This is a genomic window from Paramicrobacterium chengjingii, assembly GCF_011751765.2.
GTDB lineage: Bacteria > Actinomycetota > Actinomycetes > Actinomycetales > Microbacteriaceae > Paramicrobacterium > Paramicrobacterium chengjingii.
The window spans coordinates 2,687,427-2,705,098 of the sequence record NZ_CP061169.1 but is presented as its reverse complement, the minus strand read 5'-3'; the positions used below and the strand labels follow the sequence as shown (position 1 = coordinate 2,705,098).

The window sequence follows — 17,672 nt, the reverse complement described above, 5'->3', positions numbered from 1 at the left end:
TCGTCTCAGCCGAAGATCATGGGCATGTCGTCGTCATCGCCATCAGAGTCGATGTCGACGACAACGGGAACGTGGTCGCTCGGGGAATCGCCCTTGCGTTCATTGCGGTGGATTGAGGCATCCGTCACCCGATCGGCGAAGGCATGCGAGCCGAGAATGAAGTCGATGCGCATGCCTTCGTTGCGGGGAAAACGCAGCTGCTTGTAGTCCCAGAACGTGAATCCCTCGGGCACGAGTGGGCGCACGACGTCTGTGAGCCCGGCGGACTCGAAGGCACGGAAGGCAGCGCGCTCGGGTTCGGAGATGTGTGTAGACACGCCGTGGATAAACGTGGGGTCGCCCATATCTGCGTCGAGCGGGGCAACGTTGAAGTCACCCACGAGCGCCAGCGGCAGATCGCGGTGTTCCGTGAGTGTACTTTCAACCTGCGCGCGCAGAGTGTCGAGCCAGGCGAGCTTGTACGTGTAATGCGGGTCGTCGAGTCCGCGACCGTTGGGTACGTAGAGGCTGAAGAGACGAACGCCGTCGACCGTGACGGCGAGTGCTCGTGCTTCGATGGGAACGCCGTCGACGTCAAGCTCATGCTCGACCTTCGGTGGTTTGCCGAAGCCGGGGATCTGCGCAAATCCGCGCTCGACGTCGGTCATCGGCAGCCGGCTCGCGAAGGCGACGCCGTTCCATTGATTGAGGCCGTGGATCTGCAGGTCGTACCCGGCCTCCTCAAACGGCTCGACGGGAAACTGATCGGGGCGGCACTTGATCTCTTGCATGCCGAGCACGTCGATGTCTTCTCGCACGAGCCAATCCACGACGCGGCCGACTCTGGTGCGAATGGAGTTGACGTTCCACGTGGCGATGCGCATGGGTCAACGCTACCTGGCCGCCAGTGGCATTGGGCAGGTTTCGCACTCGGGTGGGATTCAAACTTTTGGGCGACGTGCCATGGCCTGTTTGTTCCATAGCGTTGACGTGTCATCGAGAAATCTGCGCAAAGGAACCCATGTCGCACACAACAGCACCCTCCCATGCCGCGCCGTCACGAGCGCCGCGGTGGGTACGGGTCGTTACACCCCTCATGCTCATTCTCGTCTGGTTTGCCGTGTTCGGCGCGGGTGGCTCGGCCTTTGGCCAGGTGAACGACGTCGCTGAAAACGATCAGGTGCAGCACCTTCCGGCCAGTGCCGACGCCACGCAAGTGCATGAGCTTGAGCCAGAGTTTCGCGGCGACGACGTGGTTCCCGCCGTCATCGTGTTCGAGCGCGACGCGGGTGTGACGGATGCTGACCGCACGGCGATCGATGATGCTGTCGACCACATCTCGGGCATCACGGGAGTCGATGACGACGGGGTATCGCCTGCGATCATGTCAGACGACGGCGAGGCAATGCAGGTCGTGGCAATGCTCGATGCGTCGATCAAACCGGCAGACACCGTTGAGAAGATTCGCGCGTACTTCGCCGATGAGCTTCCCGGTGGGCTCGATGCGGCAGTAGCCGGGCCGGCAGGGCTCTCTGCAGACATCGTCGACGCGTTCAGCGGGCTCGACGGTCTTCTGCTCATCGTGGCCCTCGCGGTCGTGCTTGTCATCTTGATCATTGTCTACCGCTCGCCGTTGCTCCCTTTCATCGTCCTTGGCACAAGTCTCGTTGCTCTGACGGGAGCCATGTTCACGGTCGTGGAGCTCGCGAAGCACGACATCGTCGTGCTCTCGGGACAGACCCAGGGCATCCTGATGATTCTCGTGATCGGCGCCGCCACGGACTATTCACTGCTCTATGTCTCTCGCTACCGCGAGGCTCTGCGCGACTACGAGCGCAAATGGGAAGCGTCGTGGGTGGCGCTGCGCGGTGGCCTGCCGGCGATCCTCGCCTCCGGCGGAACCGTCATCGCGGGACTGCTGTGCCTTCTGCTCAGCGAGCTCAACTCGAACAAGGCACTTGGGCCCGTTGCGGCGATCGGCATCGTCTTCGCCCTTCTCGCGAGCCTCACACTGTTGCCTGCCCTGCTTATGTGGGCCGGCCGGGTGGCGTTCTGGCCGCTGCGCCCGAAATACGGCGACGAGCACAACATGGACAAGGGCGCCGACGGCCGCGGCCTGTGGCCAGCCGTTGCGCGCCTCGTGAAGCGTCGCCCGCGCACGATCTGGATCGTCAGCACCCTCGTGCTCGCCGCAGCTGCGTTCGGTCTCGTCGGGCTGAAGGCCGACGGCGTCTCGCAGAGCGAGTTTGTGATTGGACATTCGGAGGCACGTGAGGGTCAGAAAGTACTCGACGACCACTTCCCCGAAAGCGCAGGCACGCCTGCCGTCATCATTGCGAACGACGATCAACTGGATGCTGTCTCTGACACCGTGCTTTCGACGAACGGCGTGGGATCACTCGCGGTGATCTCCGACGACTCGCCGAGCGGAACACTCCCGGTCACCGAAGACGGTGTTCAGCCGACGCACGGTCCGACCGGCCCCGTCGAAGGCGAGCCGAAGGTTGTCGACGGACAGGTGATGCTGCAAGCGACGCTCGAGGCTCCGGGTGACTCGGTGGAGGCAGAGGAGGTCGTGCGCGACCTGCGCTCCCAATTCGACGAATCGGGCAACGACGTTCTCGTGGGTGGTGTCGCGGCCACAGCCATAGACACGATCGATGCATCGGTTCATGATCGCAATCTCGTCATTCCGCTTGTGCTCGTCGTGATTCTGATCATCTTGATGCTCCTGTTGCGCTCGATTCTGGCGCCCGTGCTTCTCGTGCTCACCGTCGTGCTGTCGTTCGCGTCGGCACTCGGCGTGTCGTCGATTGTGTTCAATGACGTTCTGAAGTTCCCCGGCGCCGACCCCAGCGTGCCGATGTTCGGATTCGTCTTCCTTGTCGCCCTGGGCATTGACTACAACATCTTCCTCATGACGCGCGTGCGAGAGGAGTCTGTGCTGCACGGCACGAGGGAGGGCATCACGCGCGGCCTCGTGGCAACGGGAGGAGTCATCACATCAGCGGGAATCGTGCTCGCCGCCACGTTCGCCGCCCTCGGAGTTCTGCCCGTGCTGTTCCTCGCGCAGATCTCGTTCATCGTCGCATTCGGAGTGCTTCTCGACACCATCATTGTGAGGTCACTGCTGGTGCCATCGCTCAGCTATGACATCGGCAAGGCGATCTGGTGGCCAAGTAAGCTGTCGCGCACTCTAAACTAAGGGACGTGACTGACGCGCGAACTCAACTCATCGACCACATTTCGGCCGAGGCCGTGTTCCACGGTGACTTCACACTCACGAGCGGCAAGAAGGCGACGTTCTACGTCGACCTCCGCAAGGTGAGCCTCGACCATCGAGTTGCTCCGTTGATCGGGCAGGTCATGCTCGACCTCATCGCTGATGTCCCCGACGTGTTCGCCGTCGGGGGGCTCACAATGGGAGCAGACCCGATCGCCGCGGCGATCCTTCACCAGGGAGCCGTGCGCGGTGGCGACATTGACGCCTTCGTCGTGCGCAAAGAGCCGAAGGATCACGGGCGCGGCAAGCAGGTTGAGGGTCCAGACCTCGCGGGTAAGCGCGTGATCGTCGTTGAAGACACGTCGACGACGGGCGGTTCCCCGCTGAAGGCAATAGAAGCGCTCACGAAGGTGGGCGCAGAGGTCGCCGGTGTTGCCGTGGTAGTTGACCGCGACACCGGAGCACGTGAAGCTATCGAGGAGGCGGGGTATGACTATTACGCTGCCCTCACCCTGAACGATTTGGGATTGGCATAGTGACTCCACGCGACGACGACAAGCATCACGGCGAACCGGACCCGCAGACGGGTGAATCGGATCTGGGCGCTGACTGGCTGATGTCGCAGCTCGATGACACGGGAGCCGTCAACACCGTTGACGAGGACGAACCAGAGCCACGGCCCGCGCCGAGCGACACCTCCGAGGACGGCAGCCGTTGGTCGAGACGTCGTCGTTTTCGTCGTCGAGAACAGCAGCCGGATGCCGCGGACGCAGCAACGCCCCCCGAGGCTGCCGATGCGTCTGTGACGCAAGACGCCGACGGTGGGGCCCCGACTCGAGCCTTCGACGCTGCGGTCGATCGAGCGGCAGAGAGCCCTATTCCGCCTCGAAGAACAAAGGTCGACGGCATCTTCTCGTGGGGTCTTACCCCCAACGATGCGCCCGACCCGCTCGTCGAGAAGCAGGCCGAGCCGCAGTCGAGTTCCGAGACAGACGCGGGGCAGGTCGTCGATGGCGACGCGATAGAGCGTGACGAGGGCGAGCCGACGCAGGCGTTTGACCCGTTCGCCGATCGCGGGCCCGAAGCCGTGTCTCCGGAAGAAGCGGCGATCGACGGACGATTCTCGAGCCCCGACGCTTACGATCGGCTCTACGATGAGGCAACGCTGTCGGCCCTCGGCGATGACGATGACGATGACGATGACGATGCTGTCGACGAGACGACAGCCGCAGATCTACCTGTTCCCAAATCTGCCGTCTCCGACGAAGCGGCACCTGTCGTTCCGGCACCTATCGACGATGCGCCGTCACCCGAGGGGGACGCTCGTGCAGAGGAGGCCGTGTTCTCGGAGCCGGCGGAGTTTGCCGACGACGCCGAGCGAGCCGAAGCTGAAGCACTTGCTGAGAAGGCGGGCGTTCCGCTTGAGGCCGAGACAACGGAGTCACCCGACCTCGGCATCCTCGATTTGTTCGGCGGACCGAAGCGCGAGCGCACGCCTGCCGCAGCCCCCGAGGCAGGAGACGAAGCACCCATCACTCCGGCTCCTGCTGTAACGGGGGGCACCCGACCGTCAGACGAATCGGAGACGAGCTCCCGGCTTCGTGCCCTCTTCGAAAGCACGGCAACTGCACCCGTCGCCACGAATCGATCCACGCCGGAGGCACACAGCGAGCCACCTCGGCAGCGCCCCGTGGCTGCTCCCCGAGGCGGGGAAGGCAGCGGCGGTTCTCGCGGCAACCGTCCGTTCGTTCTCGTCGGACTCGCCGTCGTCGCCGTGCTGGTGCTCGGCGGGCTCTTTTGGGTGGGTACGCTCATTCCCGGCATGGTGTCGGCATCGCAGCCCGAGCAGACCGAGTCGAGCACTCCGACACCGACGCAATCCATCCCCGCAGAGGGAACACTGCCCGCTGGCACGTACGCCTGGGATCAGTTGCGCGGCGGTGAGTGCCTCGGAGACTATTCATCCCCGTGGGATGAGGAGTTCACAGTCGTCGACTGCGAGGGTGAGCACGATGCTCAACTCGTCGCCGTCGGCGAGATGTCCGACGCCGAGAACGCTGCGTTCCCCGGGGAAGACGAACTGGCGAGTCAGATCTACCTGAAGTGCAGCGACCCGAGTGTGCTCGACCTCGCCGCGGCGGGAGCGTACGGCGATGTGCAGGTGCAGGGAAGCTACCCGGTCACCGAAGAGCAGTGGAATGATGGACAGCGCAATTATTACTGCTTCGTCAACCGATCATCGGGAGACCCTCTGACCGGAAGTCTCGTCCCGGCCGCCTGATTGCCCGGATGCTGTCGCGTCAGTAGGTCTCGGTCTCGACGGGCTCGTCGTTGAGCAGGTCGGCAACGCTGCCCAGCACTTCGTTCGGGCGGAACGGGTACTTCTCGATCTCGGCCTGGTCGCTGATCCCGGTAAGCACAAGTACGGTGTGCAGTCCAGCTTCGATGCCGGCGACCACGTCGGTGTCCATGCGGTCACCGATCATTCCCGTGTTTTCCGAGTGTGCGCCGATGCGGTTGAGCGCGGAGCGGAACATCATGGGGTTCGGTTTGCCCACGACATAGGGGTCGCGCCCCGTCGCCTTCGTGATGAGTGCAGAGATCGCCCCCGTCGCGGGCAGCACACCTTCGGAGCTGGGTCCCGTGGCATCCGGATTCGTTGCGATAAATCGCGCGCCCTTGTTGATGCAGCGAATCGCCTTAGTAATCGCCTCGAACGAATAGTTGCGCGTTTCGCCGACGACGACGAAATCGGGGTTCACCTCGGTCATGATGAAACCTGCCGCGTGCAGCGCGGTCGTGAGGCCGGCCTCACCGATCACGAATGCCGAGCCGCCGGACGCCTGCTCTTGCAGGAAGGCAGCCGTTGCGAGGGCCGACGTCCAGATCGACTCCTCGGGAACATCGAGTCCCGAGTCGCGAAGGCGCGCGCTGAGATCGCGTGGGGTGAAAATCGAGTTGTTGGTGAGAACGAGAAACGGCTTGTTCTCGAAGCGCCACTGCTGAAGCAGCTCGGCTGCTCCCGGAACCGCGCGGTTCTCATGGACGAGAACGCCGTCCATGTCGGTGAGCCAGCATTCGATGTCCTCACGGGTGCGCACGAATTCTCTCCTCTGGGTGTGGGGGTTGCCTCCAGTCTAGGTGGCTCAGGTGTCGTGCGAGTTGCTGGTGTGAGTGCTCGATGCTAGACCTAGGGGTGTGGGCAGAATTACAGCTCGACGACGAGTCGCACGCTACACCGTGGGTGAGCGTATTTCGGTGCGCGAAGACCACCTCGCGGTTGAAGAACCCTTGGAACTTCGCGTCGGAGGCGAAGCGCTGACGATTACGATGCGAACGCCGGGAAACGACGTCGAACTTGCCCAGGGATTTCTGCTCGCAGAGGGCATTGTGAACAGCCCTTCACATGTGCTCAGCGCCATGCACTGCGCGAGCGACGGTGAAGAGAACACGTACAACATTCTCGACATCACGCTCGACCCGGTAGTTCCGCCACTCGCTACAGGACTGAGGCGCGCATTCTCGACGACGAGTTCATGCGGACTTTGCGGCAAGGCAAGCATTGACGCTGTGCGCACAACATCAGCCTTCGATCTTCGTACCGACGACACGGCGGTCGACGCCGAGTTTCTCGCGACGCTTCCGGATCGGCTGCGCGCCGGCCAGTCCGCGTTCGACAAGACGGGCGGCCTGCATGCAGCGGCCCTCTTCGATGTGGCAACGGGGGAGCTGCTTGTGCTGCGCGAGGACGTCGGGCGACACAACGCCGTCGACAAGGCAGTGGGTTGGGCGCTGGCGAATGGTCACGTTCCAGGCCGTGGCCTCGTGCTGATGGTCTCTGGACGAGCGAGCTTCGAACTGACGCAGAAGGCATTCATGGCCGGCATCCCGATTCTCGCCGCTGTGTCGGCTCCGTCGTCGCTCGCAGCCGAGATGGCCGACGACGTGGGATTGAGCCTCGTCGGATTTGTGCGGGACAACCGCATGGTTGTGTACGCGGGTGCCGAGCGCGTGACTAATGAGAGTACAGCGACGGCGAGTTCTGTGACCCAGAGAGTGGCGAGAGTGAGGACGGCATGAGCGACGAGACTGACGTATCGAAGCCAAAGGACTGGGCTGCCGGAGTGCCCGGTATCGCGCACGCGATGGGGCCGGCGTTCAAAGACGTCGGCGTCAGCCGTTCTCTCAAGGGACTTCTGACGATGAACCAGAAGGACGGCTTCGACTGCATGAGCTGCGCCTGGCAAGACCCACCGGAGCGCAAGACCTTCGAATTCTGCGAGAACGGCGCGAAGGCTTTTGTGTGGGAGGCGACGCCGATTCTGGTGGAGAGCGACTTCTGGCGACAGCATCCGGTGTCTGAACTCGCCGACAAGACCGATTACTGGCTGGGGCAGCAGGGGCGCCTCACTGAGCCCGTCTACAAGGCCCAGGGTGACGACCATTACCGCCCGGTGACGTGGGAGCGGGCTTTTGAGATTCTGGGTGACGAGCTGAACGGTCTCGATTCCCCCAACGAGGCGGCCTTCTACACGAGCGGCCGCACGGCAAATGAGACGGCGTTTCTCTACCAGCTGTTTGTGCGTGCCTTTGGGACCAACAACCTCCCTGACTGTTCGAACATGTGCCACGAATCTACGGGCACGGCAATGAGCGACACGGTCGGCGTGGGCAAGGCGACCGTGCGGTACACCGACTTCGAGAAGGCCGACCTGATCATTGTGATGGGCCAGAACCCGGGAACGAACCATCCGCGCATGCTCACTGCGCTTGAGGATGCAAAAAAGAACGGTGCATCGATCGTCGCCGTCAACCCGCTCCCCGAGGCGGGGCTCAAGCGCTACAAGAACCCTCAGACCGTTCGCGGATTGGTGGGGCGAGGCACCGACCTTGCCGACCAGTTTCTGCAGGTGAAGCTCGCTGGCGACATGGCGCTGCTGCAGGCATTGTCGAAACGAGTGCTCGATGCCGAGGCCAGGCGCGGTGGAGTCATCGATCGGGAGTTCATCGAACGCTATTGCCACGCCTTCGACGCGTTCACGAAGAACCTCGAGTCGCTCGATGAGCAGCGGGTGCGTGATGCCACGGGCGTGACATCCGCCGAGATCGACGAGCTGGCCGAGCGCTACATGTCGAGCGAGCGCGTGATCATCACGTGGGCGATGGGGCTCACGCAGCACGAATTCGCAGTGCCGACGATCACCGAGATCATCAACCTGTTGATGCTTCGTGGCAACATCGGCCGGCCGGGCGCTGGTGCATCGCCGATTCGCGGGCATAGCAACGTGCAGGGCGATCGCACGATGGGCATCTGGGAGAAGATGCCCGACGCGTTTCTCGACGCGCTCCACGAGGAGTTCGGCGTCGAGCTGCCTCGCGAGCATGGACTGGATGCTGTCGGCTCGGTGCGAGCAATGCGCGACGGAGCAGTAAAGGTGCTCGTCGCTCTTGGTGGTAACTTCGCCAAGGCGATCTCAGACACCGACGTCTCCGAGGCGGCGTTGCGGAAGACGCGTCTCACCGTGCAGATCTCGACAAAACTCAATCGCTCGCACGCTGTCGTTGGCGAGACTGCGCTGATTCTGCCGGTGCTGGGACGCAGCGAGATCGACAGGCAGCGAACGGGCGAGCAGTTCGTCACTGTCGAAGACACCGTCGCAGCCATCCACGCCTCGAAGGGTACGCTCGAGCCCGTCGCACCGAACCTGCTTTCGGAGGTCTCCGTCGTCACCCGCATGGCGCGCGCCGTGCTGGGTGAGAGCAGCACCATCGACTGGGCGCACTTCGAGCACGACTATGACAGCATCCGCGATCGGATCGCTCGTGTGGTTCCCGGCTGCGACGACTTCAACAAGAAGGTGCGTGCTCCTGGCGGTTTCGACTTGCCGCACGGCCCACGCGACAGTCGCACGTTCCCCACGGAGACCGGCAAGGCGCAGTTCGCCGTGAACGAGCTGCGTGTCATCGACGTGCCATCAGGGCGCCTGCTCTTGCAGTCGTTGCGGTCGCACGACCAGTTCAATACGACGATCTACAGTAACAATGACCGCTATCGCGGCGTCAAGAACGGCAGAAGGGTGATCTTCGTGAATGCAGACGACCTCGCCGAACTCGGCATCGACGACGGCGCGACTGTCGACGTGCACGGGGAATGGAGCGACGGAGTCGATCGGGTGGCGAGGGGCTTCAGGGTGATCACGTACCCGACGGCCAAAGGGTGCGTCGCGACGTATTTTCCCGAGGCGAACGTGCTCGTTCCGCTGGACTTCACAGCGCACGGCAGTAATACACCCGTGTCGAAGTCGATTATCGTGCGGCTCGAGCCCACTGCAGAAGCGGCGGCCTGAGACTAGGCGGTCACCCAGATGGATGCGCCGGCCTCGTCGGGGAGCGAGAGCGCCGCCGCATTCGTCGAAACCTGAAGCGGATGCTGCGCATCGACGCGCAGCCGAGTTCCCACGTCGATACCGCGTCTCTCGAGAAGGCGAAGCAGCTCGGGGTCGCGGTCACTGATGCGCAGCGCAGTGCCTACGTGCCCGACGGCAGCGGCGGACAGCAGAATGAACTCCTCGCGGGCGCTCCTCCCAGCGGCATCCGGAATCGGGTCACCGTGCGGGTCGCGGTCAGGCCGCCCGAGGCGTTCGTCGATCGCGTCGAGCAGGCGGTCGCTGATGGCGTGTTCGAGCACCTCGGCCTCATCATGCACGGCATCCCAGGTGTAGCCCATCTCGGTGACGAGCCACGTCTCGATGAGACGGTGCCGTCTCACAACGGCGATAGCCTGCACTCGTCCCGTGTCGGTGAGTGAGATCGAACCGTAGCGCTTGTGCGTCACGAGCCCTGCGGCGGCCAGCTTCTTCACCATCTCGGTGACCGTCGATGGCGCGAGCTCAAGACGGGCGGCGAGCTGTGACGGTGTGATGTCGTCTGGCTGCCACTCGGTGTGCGAGTAGATGGTCTTGAGGTAATCCTCGACCACGGCTGCGGGGGGTCTCATGGCCATCCAAGCTTAGCCGCGTCACGCACCCGCTGCCGTGAGCACGAGCAGCGCCGCGTTGAGCGCGATCAGCAGAGCCGACGCAATGATGCCCGCGATCGTCGTGATCTTTCGGTTTGAGTACCGTCCGAGAACTCCGCGTTTCGCCGTCACGGCAACAAGCGGAACAAGGGCGAAGGGAATGCCGAAGCTCAGCACTACCTGACTCAACACGAGCGCGCGTGTCGGGTCGACGCCGATCATCACGATCACCACGGCCGGTATGAGCGAGATCAGGCGGCGGGCAAGCAGGGGGATGCGGCGGTGAAGGAGCCCGTGCATGATCTCGGCACCCGCGTATGCGCCCACAGACGTCGACGCGAGCCCCGAGGCAAGCAGCCCGACGGCGAAAAGAGTCGCAACGACGGGGCCGACCCCCACAGCAATCGCGGCGTGGGCTCCCTCGAGCGAGTCCGTTCCGGCCACGCCGGGCAGAACGGATGCCGCAAGCAGCAGAATCGCCAGGTTCACAGCTCCCGCGATCACCATCGCAACGGTTACGTCCCACCGCGTCGCCCGCAGAAGCGTTCTCGTCTTCGGCCGGTCGGGTGAGGGCTTGAACCGGTCGCGGGCGAGTGCCGAGTGGGCGTAGATCGCGTGCGGCATGATCGTCGCACCGAGAATCGACGCGGCAAGCAACACGGATTCCGTGCCGTCGAAGCGAGGAATCAAGCCCGACGCCGTCTCGGCAGCGTCGGGCGGCGCAATGACGATGCCCGCGCCGAACCCGATCGCGATGATGACGAGCAGGCCGATGATCACGAACTCGAAGTGCCGTGCGCCGCGCCGGGATTGCACGGTGAGCAGCACCATCGACACCGCTCCTGTGATGAGGGCGCCGCCGATGAGAGGCAGATCGAAGAGCAGGTTCAACGCCACCGCGCCGCCGATCACCTCAGCGAGGTCCGTCGCGATCGCCACCAGCTCAGCCTGCAGCCAGTACGCGATGCGCGCGGGGCGTCTGCTGATGCGTCGACCGAGCACCTCGGGCAGACTTTCGCCTGTGACGATGCCGAGTTTTGCAGAGAGGTACTGGATGAGCCACGCCATGAGGTTGCCGAGCACAACCACCCATACGAGAAGGTAGCCGTATTGCGCACCAGCAGTCATGTTGCTCGCGACGTTTCCCGGATCGAGATACGCAACGCCGGCGACGAGCGCCGGGCCGAGCAGCCAGATGCCGCGCGCTGCTCGCGGTTGGCGTCGTCCACGCTCCGTCATCGATCCGGCATCCAAAAATTTAGGCATACCGAAAATATAGCAAAGTTTTGGTGCACCGAAAAACTGCACGAGGCGCGCGCTCGACCTGACGGACAGGGCTACGGTTGAGATATGACGGATGCTGCATTTCCCCCGAGTCACGAGTTGTCGACGAACGGTGTCGGCCCGTGGCCCGGCGACTGGCCAGAGGGGGAGCAGTACGACCCGGAACTACTCGAGAAGGGCGACACCCGCAACGTCATCGACCGCTACCGGTACTGGAGCATGGAGGCAATCGTCGCCGACCTCGACGAGGTGCGGCATCCGTTCCACGTCGCCATCGAGAACTGGCAACACGACATGAATATCGGATCGATCGTGCGCAGCGCGAACGCCTTCGCCGCCGATACCGTGCACATCGTTGGACGCCGGCGGTGGAACAAACGCGGAGCCATGGTGACCGATCGCTACCAGCATGTCATGCACCACTCCACCGTCGCGGATCTCGTTGAATCAGCGCGGCAGTCCGACCTGCCGATCATCGGCATCGACAATGTGCCCGGCTCGGTGATCATCGAGACGTTCGCCTTTCCCGCTCAGTGCATCATGCTCTTCGGCCAGGAAGGCCCGGGGCTTTCGGCCGAGGCCATCGACGCATGCGAGGCGGTTGTCGAGATCAGCCAGTTCGGGTCCACGCGCTCGATCAACGCGTCCGCTGCGGCTGCCGTCGCCATGCACACGTGGGTGACGCAGCACGTCACATTCGACTGACCATTCGGCGGGAATCTAGAGAATGTCGGCCATGTTCCCTAGTGTTGTAATTCACTGACGGGAAGGGTCGCCGACCACCATGATCCAGTTCGATCACGTCTCGAAGACATTTCCCGATGGCACGCGGGCGGTCGACGACTTCAGTCTGACCATCCCCTCGCGCCAGACCACTGTCTTCGTTGGGTCATCAGGATGCGGCAAGACGACCATCCTGCGCATGATCAACCGCATGGTCGATCCGACGGGCGGGAGCATCCACATCGACGATGACGACATCGCGACGCTCAACCCCGTGACGCTTCGACGGCGCATTGGCTACGTGATGCAGAACTCGGGGCTGCTTCCGCATCGCACGGTCATCGACAACGTCGCCACCGTTCCGATGCTGACGGGCGTGAAGAAAGCGGAGGCCCATGCGTCGGCGCTCGAGCTGCTCGACACCGTCGGGCTCGATCGCGGGCTCGCCGATCGCTACCCCGCACAACTCTCGGGCGGTCAGCAGCAACGGGTCGGGGTCGCGCGCGGGCTCGCGATCGACCCTAATATTCTGCTGATGGACGAACCCTTCGGTGCCGTCGATCCCATCGTGCGCCGTGAGTTACAGCAAGAGCTGCTGCGCATTCAGAGCAAATTGGCCAAGACCATCGTGTTCGTCACCCACGACATCGACGAGGCGTTCCTGCTCGGCGATAACGTCGTGATCCTCCGCCCTGGCGGTCAGATCGTGCAGGCGGGATCCGCAGAAGACATCATCTCCTCGCCCGCAGACGACTTCGTCGCCGATTTTGTGGGCGCTAACGAGGGCAAGCGCGACCTCACCGTGCGCGAGCGCAACGGGCGCCGAGTCGCCGTCGATCCGTCTGGGCGCATTGCAGGTGTGCTGCGACCGGAGCAGCCGGGCGACGCATGAGCTGGGTCGTCTCGAACTTCGAGCAGATCTGGGAGCTCACCGTGACACACGTCGGGCTGAGCATCCCGCCCATTGTGCTGGGATTTCTGCTGTCGGTTCCGCTGGGCTGGGTGGCGCATCGCTATGCTGTCTCGCGCAGCATCCTGCTCACCGTGAGCGGCCTGCTCTACACGATTCCGTCGCTCTCGCTCTTTCTCGTGCTGCCCGCCATCCTCGGAACGACCCAGCTCGATCCTGCCAACGTCGTCGTCGCTATGACCATCTACGCGCTCGCACTGATGGTCCGCTCGGCTGCCGACGGCTTCGCCTCCGTCGAACCGAGCGTGCGTCAATCGGCAACCGCCGTCGGGTACTCCGGATGGGGACGATTCTGGGCAGTCGAGTTGCCTCTGGCCGGTCCTGTTCTGGTTGCCGGTATGCGGGTTGTCTCGGCAAGCACAGTGAGTCTGATCAGCGTCGGCTCGCTGATCGGCGTCTCGAGCCTCGGATACCTGTTCATCGACGGTCTCAATCGGCAGTTCCCCACGGAGATTCTCGCGGGAATTGTCGCCACAATCGTCATCGCTGTTGTCTTCGACGTCGCTCTCGTCGCTCTCGGCCGGCTTCTCATGCCGTGGACGCGGTCGGGTGCTCGCGACAAGCGTCGTCGAGCGCCCGTGCGCACGGAGGTCGCAGCATGAGCCTGTTTGCCGCAGCATTCGCGTGGCTGTTTGACGCCGCAAACTGGGCGGGAGCCAACGGCATCCCGATGCGCACGCTCGAGCACCTCATCTACACCGTTGTGACGCTCATCGCCGCCGGCATCGTGGGCGTCGCCCTCGGACTCTACATCGGCCACACCGGCAAGCTGAGGGGAGCTGCGGTGCTCGTGACCGGGTCGCTGCGCGCTCTGCCGACATTGGGCCTGCTCTTTCTCTTCGCCCTGTGGCTGGGCATCGGGCTCACACCGGTGATCATCGTGCTTGCCGTTCTGGCTGTGCCACCCTTGCTCGCTGGCACCTACTCGGGCATCGAGGCGATAGAGCGTTCGACAATCGACTCCGCGAGGGCGATGGGAATGACGGAATGGCAGATTCTCTCGCGAGTGGAGATTCCACTGGCGATGCCGCTCATCGTCAGCGGCGTTCGCTCGGCGGCGCTGCAGGTGATCGCCACGGCGACAATCGCCGCGTATCTTCCGCTCGGTGGTCTCGGCCGCTTCGTCTTCGACAATCTGTCGCTCCGTCGGTGGGACGCTGTCATCGGCGGTGCGATCGTCGTGACGCTCCTCGCGCTCATCGTCGACGGATTGTTCGCTCTGCTTGAGCGCGCTGTCGTCTCGAAAGGTGTGCGAGCGGCTCGGGATCGCGGCCTCGGTGAGGCAGCGACAAAACGCAAACCGATCGCGGCGGAGGCCGCATGAATGTTCACATGAAGGGAACCACAATGGTCACAGCTCGACGGGTCATCGGACTCGGACTCGCGGTCACTGCGGCGCTCGCTCTGAGCGCCTGCGGTAGTGCCGACTCCATCTCCGGCTCAGACGAATCAGGCGACGGCGGGGCAACAACGGTCAAGGTCGGCTCTGCAGGCTTTGCGGAGTCGGAGATCATCGCCGAGATCTACGCTCAAGCGCTCGAGGCGAAAGACATCACCGTCAAGCGCACAATGCAGATCGGGCAGCGCGATGTGTATGTCGCGGCGCTCGAAGACGGCTCGATCGATCTCATTCCCGATTACACGGGCAACCTGCTGCAGTTTTACGACGACACCTCAGATGCCTCGTCTGGCGACGAGGTCTACGCGGCTCTCTCAGAAGCCGTTCCGGACGGTTTCGAGGTGCTCGATCAGGCGAAGGCCGAAGACAAAGACAGCTATAACGTCACCAAAGAGTTCAGTGAAAAGCACGATGTCACAAGCATCGCCGATCTCGCGAACGTCGATGAGAAGCTCGTTATCGGGGGCAACCCTGAGCTGAAAGAGAGGCCGTATGGTCCGCAGGGACTTACCGACGTCTACGGAGTCGCTGCCGACAATATGTCATTCACGCCGATCAACGATTCGGGCGGGCCGTTGACCGTCGAGGCACTCGTGAACGGCACAGTCAACGTTGCCGATCTCTTTACGACGTCGCCAGCGATCGCGGAGAACGGGTTTGTCACGCTCGACGATCCCGAGAATCTGGTTCTGCCTCAGAACGTTGTTCCTCTGATTAACTCGGATGCGGCGACAGACGAGGTTGTCGAGACGCTCAATGCGGTGTCTGAGAAGCTCACAACCGAATCGTTGATCGAGATGAACGCGCGTAACCAGGGCGAGGAGAAAGCATCGCCAGCAACGATAGCGAAGGACTGGCTCGCCGACGCCGGCCTCGTCTGAGTTCTCATCAAGAGACGTCAGCCGGAGGCCGCGGCCGGGTCATCTCCTCACTCGATAGTGAAGATGGACCATCCCGTTCGAGAACCGATGTTCGTCAATGAGGTCGAGCGGACGCCGGATGCCCTCGGGGAACAATTTCTGGCCGCCTCCGACGAGTATCGGTGCTAGGAACAGATGGCAGTCGTCAATCAGGTCGGCCCGCCAGGCCGAGGCGGCGATGTCAGCTCCGCTGATATTGAGGTCGTGAGTCGCCTCGTTCTTCATAGCCTGGACGCGCTCAGGGTCAAACGTGCGCTCGATACGTGTGTTCCTCGTGGAAACGGTTTTTAGCGAGCGCGAAAACACGATCTTCTCTTTTGATTGCCAGATCTCAGCGAACTCCGCACTGCCCGGCGATTGCTCCGCGGCATCTGGGTCGTTCTCCCAGCCGATCATCATCTCGTACATGGTGCGTCCGTAGAGGAAGGTTCCGACATCGCGCTCGGCCCTGTTGATGTGGTCGAGAACTTCTTCGCCGGGAAATGCCCAGTCGAAGCGCCCGTCGCTGTCGTTGATATAGCCATCCAGCGATGCGAGGAACGTGTACGTCAGCTTCGCCATGCGGAAACCTCCTCGTTCAGCGGCTCCGCCCGAGGCTCCGAGCCACGATGTACACAGTGTGCACATCGATGATAACGGTCTGTGACACACCCGCGAAAAGCGAGATGCCAGAAAACGTCGCTGACGCTTGCGCGAAAGGCGACGTTTTCTGGCATCTCACTCTCGTGAGCCGACGGCTAGTCGACGCCGAACTCCATGGCCGCGGAGTCGAGGGCGCTCTCGGCATCCGTTGACTTCGCTCCGGCGGAAATCGCCTCGGCTTCGCCCTCTTCGAGATCGCCCATGAACTTGGCGGTCTCGCCCGAGACGATGCCCTGGGCTGTGTACTGCTCGAGGCGTGCGCGCGAGTCGGCGATGTCGAGATTGCGCATGGTGAGCTGGCCGATGCGGTCAGTCGGATCGAATGCGGCGTTCTCGACGCGCTCCATCGAGAGCTTGTCGGGGTGGTAGCTCAGACGCGGTCCCTGCGTATCGACGATCGTGTAGTCGTCGCCGCGGCGCAGACGAAGCGTGACGGAACCGGTGACGGCGGAGCCGACCCAGCGCACGATTGACTCGCGCAGCATAAACGACTGCGGGTCGAGCCAGCGCCCCTCGTACATTAGGCGGCCCAGACGGCGCCCTTCCTGGTGGTAGTTGGCGATCGTGTCTTCATTGTGGATTGCGTTGAGCAGGCGCTCGTAGGCGATGTGCAGCAGCGCCATGCCGGGAGCCTCGTAGATGCCGCGGCTCTTTGCCTCGATGATGCGGTTCTCGATCTGGTCGGAGACGCCGAGCCCATGGCGCCCTCCGATGGTGTTTGCTTCGTGCACGAGCGCGACTGCGTCGTCGAATTCAACGCCGTTGATCGCCACCGGACGGCCCTCGGCGAACGTGACCGTCACCTCTTCGGTCTTCACATCGACGTCATCGCGCCACGCGGCGACGCCCATGATCGGCTCGACGATGTCGACGCCGGCATTCAGATGCTCGAGAGTCTTCGCCTCATGAGTCGCACCCCAGATGTTGGCGTCTGTCGAGTAGGCCTTCTCTGCCGAATCGCGGTACGGGAAGCCGTGCTCGACGAGCCATTCGCTCATCTCTTGGCGGCCGCCAAGCTCTTTGACAAACTGTGCGTCGAGCCACGGCTTATAGATGCGCAGGCGCGGATTGGCGAGCAGGCCGTAGCGGTAGAAGCGCTCGATGTCGTTTCCCTTGTATGTCGAGCCATCGCCCCAGATATCGACGCCATCGTCCTTCATAGCGCGCACGAGCATCGTTCCTGTTACGGCACGGCCGAGCGGCGTCGTGTTGAAGTACGTCTTTCCGCCGCTGCGAATGTGAAAGGCGCCGCACTGCAGGGCGACGAGTCCTTCTTCGACGAGGGCTGACTTGGCGTCGACAAGGCGCGAGATCTCCGAACCGTACTCCGTGGCACGCTCGGGAACTGAATCGATGTCGGGCTCGTCGTACTGCCCGATGTCTGCCGTATACGTGCAAGGGATAGCGCCGTTGTGACGCATCCAGGCGACGGCGCACGACGTGTCGAGGCCGCCAGAGAAGGCGATGCCGACGCGTTCGCCGACGGGAAGGCTGGTGAGGACTTTGGACATGCC

Annotated in this window: 16 protein-coding genes; 10 read left to right on the top strand and 6 right to left on the bottom strand. The window is 63.1% G+C overall.

The window, feature by feature from the left end:
* Positions 1 to 5: 5 nt before the first annotated feature.
* Complete coding sequence (locus HCR76_RS13110) at positions 6 to 863, bottom strand: exodeoxyribonuclease III (protein ID WP_166991264.1); 858 nt, start codon at positions 861 to 863, stop codon at positions 6 to 8.
* Between the two features lie 137 nt (positions 864 to 1,000).
* Here HCR76_RS13110 and HCR76_RS13105 point away from each other — a divergent pair, with 137 nt between their 5' ends.
* From HCR76_RS13105 to HCR76_RS13095, 3 genes are read left to right on the top strand one after another with little or no spacing between them, the layout of a single operon-like run.
* Entirely contained in the window at positions 1,001 to 3,184 is a 2,184-nt protein-coding gene (locus HCR76_RS13105) for an MMPL family transporter (protein WP_244971395.1), read from the top strand.
* A gap of 5 nt (positions 3,185 to 3,189) precedes the next feature.
* Positions 3,190 to 3,738, top strand: a complete 549-nt coding sequence (gene pyrE / locus HCR76_RS13100) for an orotate phosphoribosyltransferase (RefSeq protein WP_166991260.1) — start codon at positions 3,190 to 3,192, stop codon at positions 3,736 to 3,738.
* On the top strand, positions 3,738 to 5,483 hold the full coding sequence (locus HCR76_RS13095) for a septum formation family protein (protein WP_166991257.1): 1,746 nt from the start codon (positions 3,738 to 3,740) through the stop codon (positions 5,481 to 5,483). The genes pyrE and HCR76_RS13095 overlap by 1 nt, the downstream gene beginning before the upstream one ends.
* Positions 5,484 to 5,502: 19 nt before the next feature.
* Here the strand turns inward: HCR76_RS13095 and HCR76_RS13090 are convergent, their stop codons facing one another.
* On the bottom strand, positions 5,503 to 6,303 hold the full coding sequence (locus HCR76_RS13090) for an HAD-IIA family hydrolase (RefSeq protein WP_166991254.1): 801 nt from the start codon (positions 6,301 to 6,303) through the stop codon (positions 5,503 to 5,505).
* A 97-nt stretch (positions 6,304 to 6,400) separates the two neighbouring features.
* Here HCR76_RS13090 and fdhD point away from each other — a divergent pair, with 97 nt between their 5' ends.
* Positions 6,401 to 7,282: a formate dehydrogenase accessory sulfurtransferase FdhD gene (gene fdhD / locus HCR76_RS13085; RefSeq protein WP_166991251.1), complete on the top strand. Its 882-nt coding sequence runs from the start codon at positions 6,401 to 6,403 to the stop codon at positions 7,280 to 7,282.
* The gene (locus tag HCR76_RS13080) at positions 7,279 to 9,549 is read left to right on the top strand and encodes an FdhF/YdeP family oxidoreductase (RefSeq protein ID WP_166991248.1); all 2,271 of its coding nucleotides are present in this window, start codon (positions 7,279 to 7,281) and stop codon (positions 9,547 to 9,549) included. Before fdhD ends, HCR76_RS13080 begins: the two co-directional genes overlap by 4 nt.
* Positions 9,550 to 9,551: 2 nt before the next feature.
* On the opposite strand, the gene HCR76_RS13075 is transcribed toward HCR76_RS13080, so the two are convergent.
* Positions 9,552 to 10,199, bottom strand: a complete 648-nt coding sequence (locus tag HCR76_RS13075; RefSeq protein WP_166991245.1) for a metal-dependent transcriptional regulator — start codon at positions 10,197 to 10,199, stop codon at positions 9,552 to 9,554.
* 21 nt (positions 10,200 to 10,220) lie between these two features.
* Complete coding sequence (locus tag HCR76_RS13070) at positions 10,221 to 11,486, bottom strand: Nramp family divalent metal transporter (protein WP_434063570.1); 1,266 nt, start codon at positions 11,484 to 11,486, stop codon at positions 10,221 to 10,223.
* Positions 11,487 to 11,570: 84 nt separating this feature from the next.
* On the opposite strand from HCR76_RS13070, the gene HCR76_RS13065 reads away from it, so the two are divergent.
* The 5 genes from HCR76_RS13065 (at position 11,571) to HCR76_RS13045 (ending at position 15,477) form a co-directional block, all read left to right on the top strand.
* A complete protein-coding gene (locus HCR76_RS13065) occupies positions 11,571 to 12,209 on the top strand; it encodes an RNA methyltransferase (RefSeq protein WP_166991242.1) in 639 nt (212 codons plus the stop codon).
* Positions 12,210 to 12,288: 79 nt separating this feature from the next.
* Positions 12,289 to 13,119 (top strand): ABC transporter ATP-binding protein, encoded by an 831-nt coding sequence (locus HCR76_RS13060; RefSeq protein ID WP_166991239.1) that lies wholly within the window; start codon positions 12,289 to 12,291, stop codon positions 13,117 to 13,119.
* Positions 13,116 to 13,799 (top strand): ABC transporter permease, encoded by a 684-nt coding sequence (locus HCR76_RS13055; RefSeq protein ID WP_166991236.1) that lies wholly within the window; start codon positions 13,116 to 13,118, stop codon positions 13,797 to 13,799. Before HCR76_RS13060 ends, HCR76_RS13055 begins: the two co-directional genes overlap by 4 nt.
* Positions 13,796 to 14,521: an ABC transporter permease gene (locus tag HCR76_RS13050; RefSeq protein ID WP_166991232.1), complete on the top strand. Its 726-nt coding sequence runs from the start codon at positions 13,796 to 13,798 to the stop codon at positions 14,519 to 14,521. Before HCR76_RS13055 ends, HCR76_RS13050 begins: the two co-directional genes overlap by 4 nt.
* Complete coding sequence (locus HCR76_RS13045; protein WP_244971394.1) at positions 14,518 to 15,477, top strand: ABC transporter substrate-binding protein; 960 nt, start codon at positions 14,518 to 14,520, stop codon at positions 15,475 to 15,477. Before HCR76_RS13050 ends, HCR76_RS13045 begins: the two co-directional genes overlap by 4 nt.
* Before the next feature lie 39 nt (positions 15,478 to 15,516).
* On the opposite strand, the gene HCR76_RS13040 is transcribed toward HCR76_RS13045, so the two are convergent.
* On the bottom strand, positions 15,517 to 16,077 hold the full coding sequence (locus tag HCR76_RS13040; protein ID WP_166991229.1) for a dihydrofolate reductase family protein: 561 nt from the start codon (positions 16,075 to 16,077) through the stop codon (positions 15,517 to 15,519).
* Between the two features lie 176 nt (positions 16,078 to 16,253).
* Complete coding sequence (argG, locus tag HCR76_RS13035; protein ID WP_166991226.1) at positions 16,254 to 17,669, bottom strand: argininosuccinate synthase; 1,416 nt, start codon at positions 17,667 to 17,669, stop codon at positions 16,254 to 16,256.
* Between the last annotated feature and the right edge of the window lie 3 nt (positions 17,670 to 17,672).

What these genes read in the sequence shown, in the direction of transcription:
- HCR76_RS13060 (WP_166991239.1), top strand. Translation starts at nt 12,289, where the DNA reads ATGATCCAGTTCGATCACGTCTCGAAGACATTTCCCGATGGCACGCGG.
- argG (WP_166991226.1), bottom strand. Translation starts at nt 17,669, where the DNA reads ATGTCCAAAGTCCTCACCAGCCTTCCCGTCGGCGAACGCGTCGGCATC.
- HCR76_RS13045 (WP_244971394.1), top strand. Translation starts at nt 14,518, where the DNA reads ATGAATGTTCACATGAAGGGAACCACAATGGTCACAGCTCGACGGGTC.
- HCR76_RS13065 (WP_166991242.1), top strand. Translation starts at nt 11,571, where the DNA reads ATGACGGATGCTGCATTTCCCCCGAGTCACGAGTTGTCGACGAACGGT.
- HCR76_RS13080 (WP_166991248.1), top strand. Translation starts at nt 7,279, where the DNA reads ATGAGCGACGAGACTGACGTATCGAAGCCAAAGGACTGGGCTGCCGGA.
- HCR76_RS13110 (WP_166991264.1), bottom strand. Translation starts at nt 863, where the DNA reads ATGCGCATCGCCACGTGGAACGTCAACTCCATTCGCACCAGAGTCGGC.
- HCR76_RS13040 (WP_166991229.1), bottom strand. Translation starts at nt 16,077, where the DNA reads ATGGCGAAGCTGACGTACACGTTCCTCGCATCGCTGGATGGCTATATC.
- HCR76_RS13050 (WP_166991232.1), top strand. Translation starts at nt 13,796, where the DNA reads ATGAGCCTGTTTGCCGCAGCATTCGCGTGGCTGTTTGACGCCGCAAAC.
- HCR76_RS13055 (WP_166991236.1), top strand. Translation starts at nt 13,116, where the DNA reads ATGAGCTGGGTCGTCTCGAACTTCGAGCAGATCTGGGAGCTCACCGTG.
- HCR76_RS13070 (WP_434063570.1), bottom strand. Translation starts at nt 11,486, where the DNA reads ATGCCTAAATTTTTGGATGCCGGATCGATGACGGAGCGTGGACGACGC.
- HCR76_RS13105 (WP_244971395.1), top strand. Translation starts at nt 1,001, where the DNA reads ATGTCGCACACAACAGCACCCTCCCATGCCGCGCCGTCACGAGCGCCG.
- HCR76_RS13075 (WP_166991245.1), bottom strand. Translation starts at nt 10,199, where the DNA reads ATGAGACCCCCCGCAGCCGTGGTCGAGGATTACCTCAAGACCATCTAC.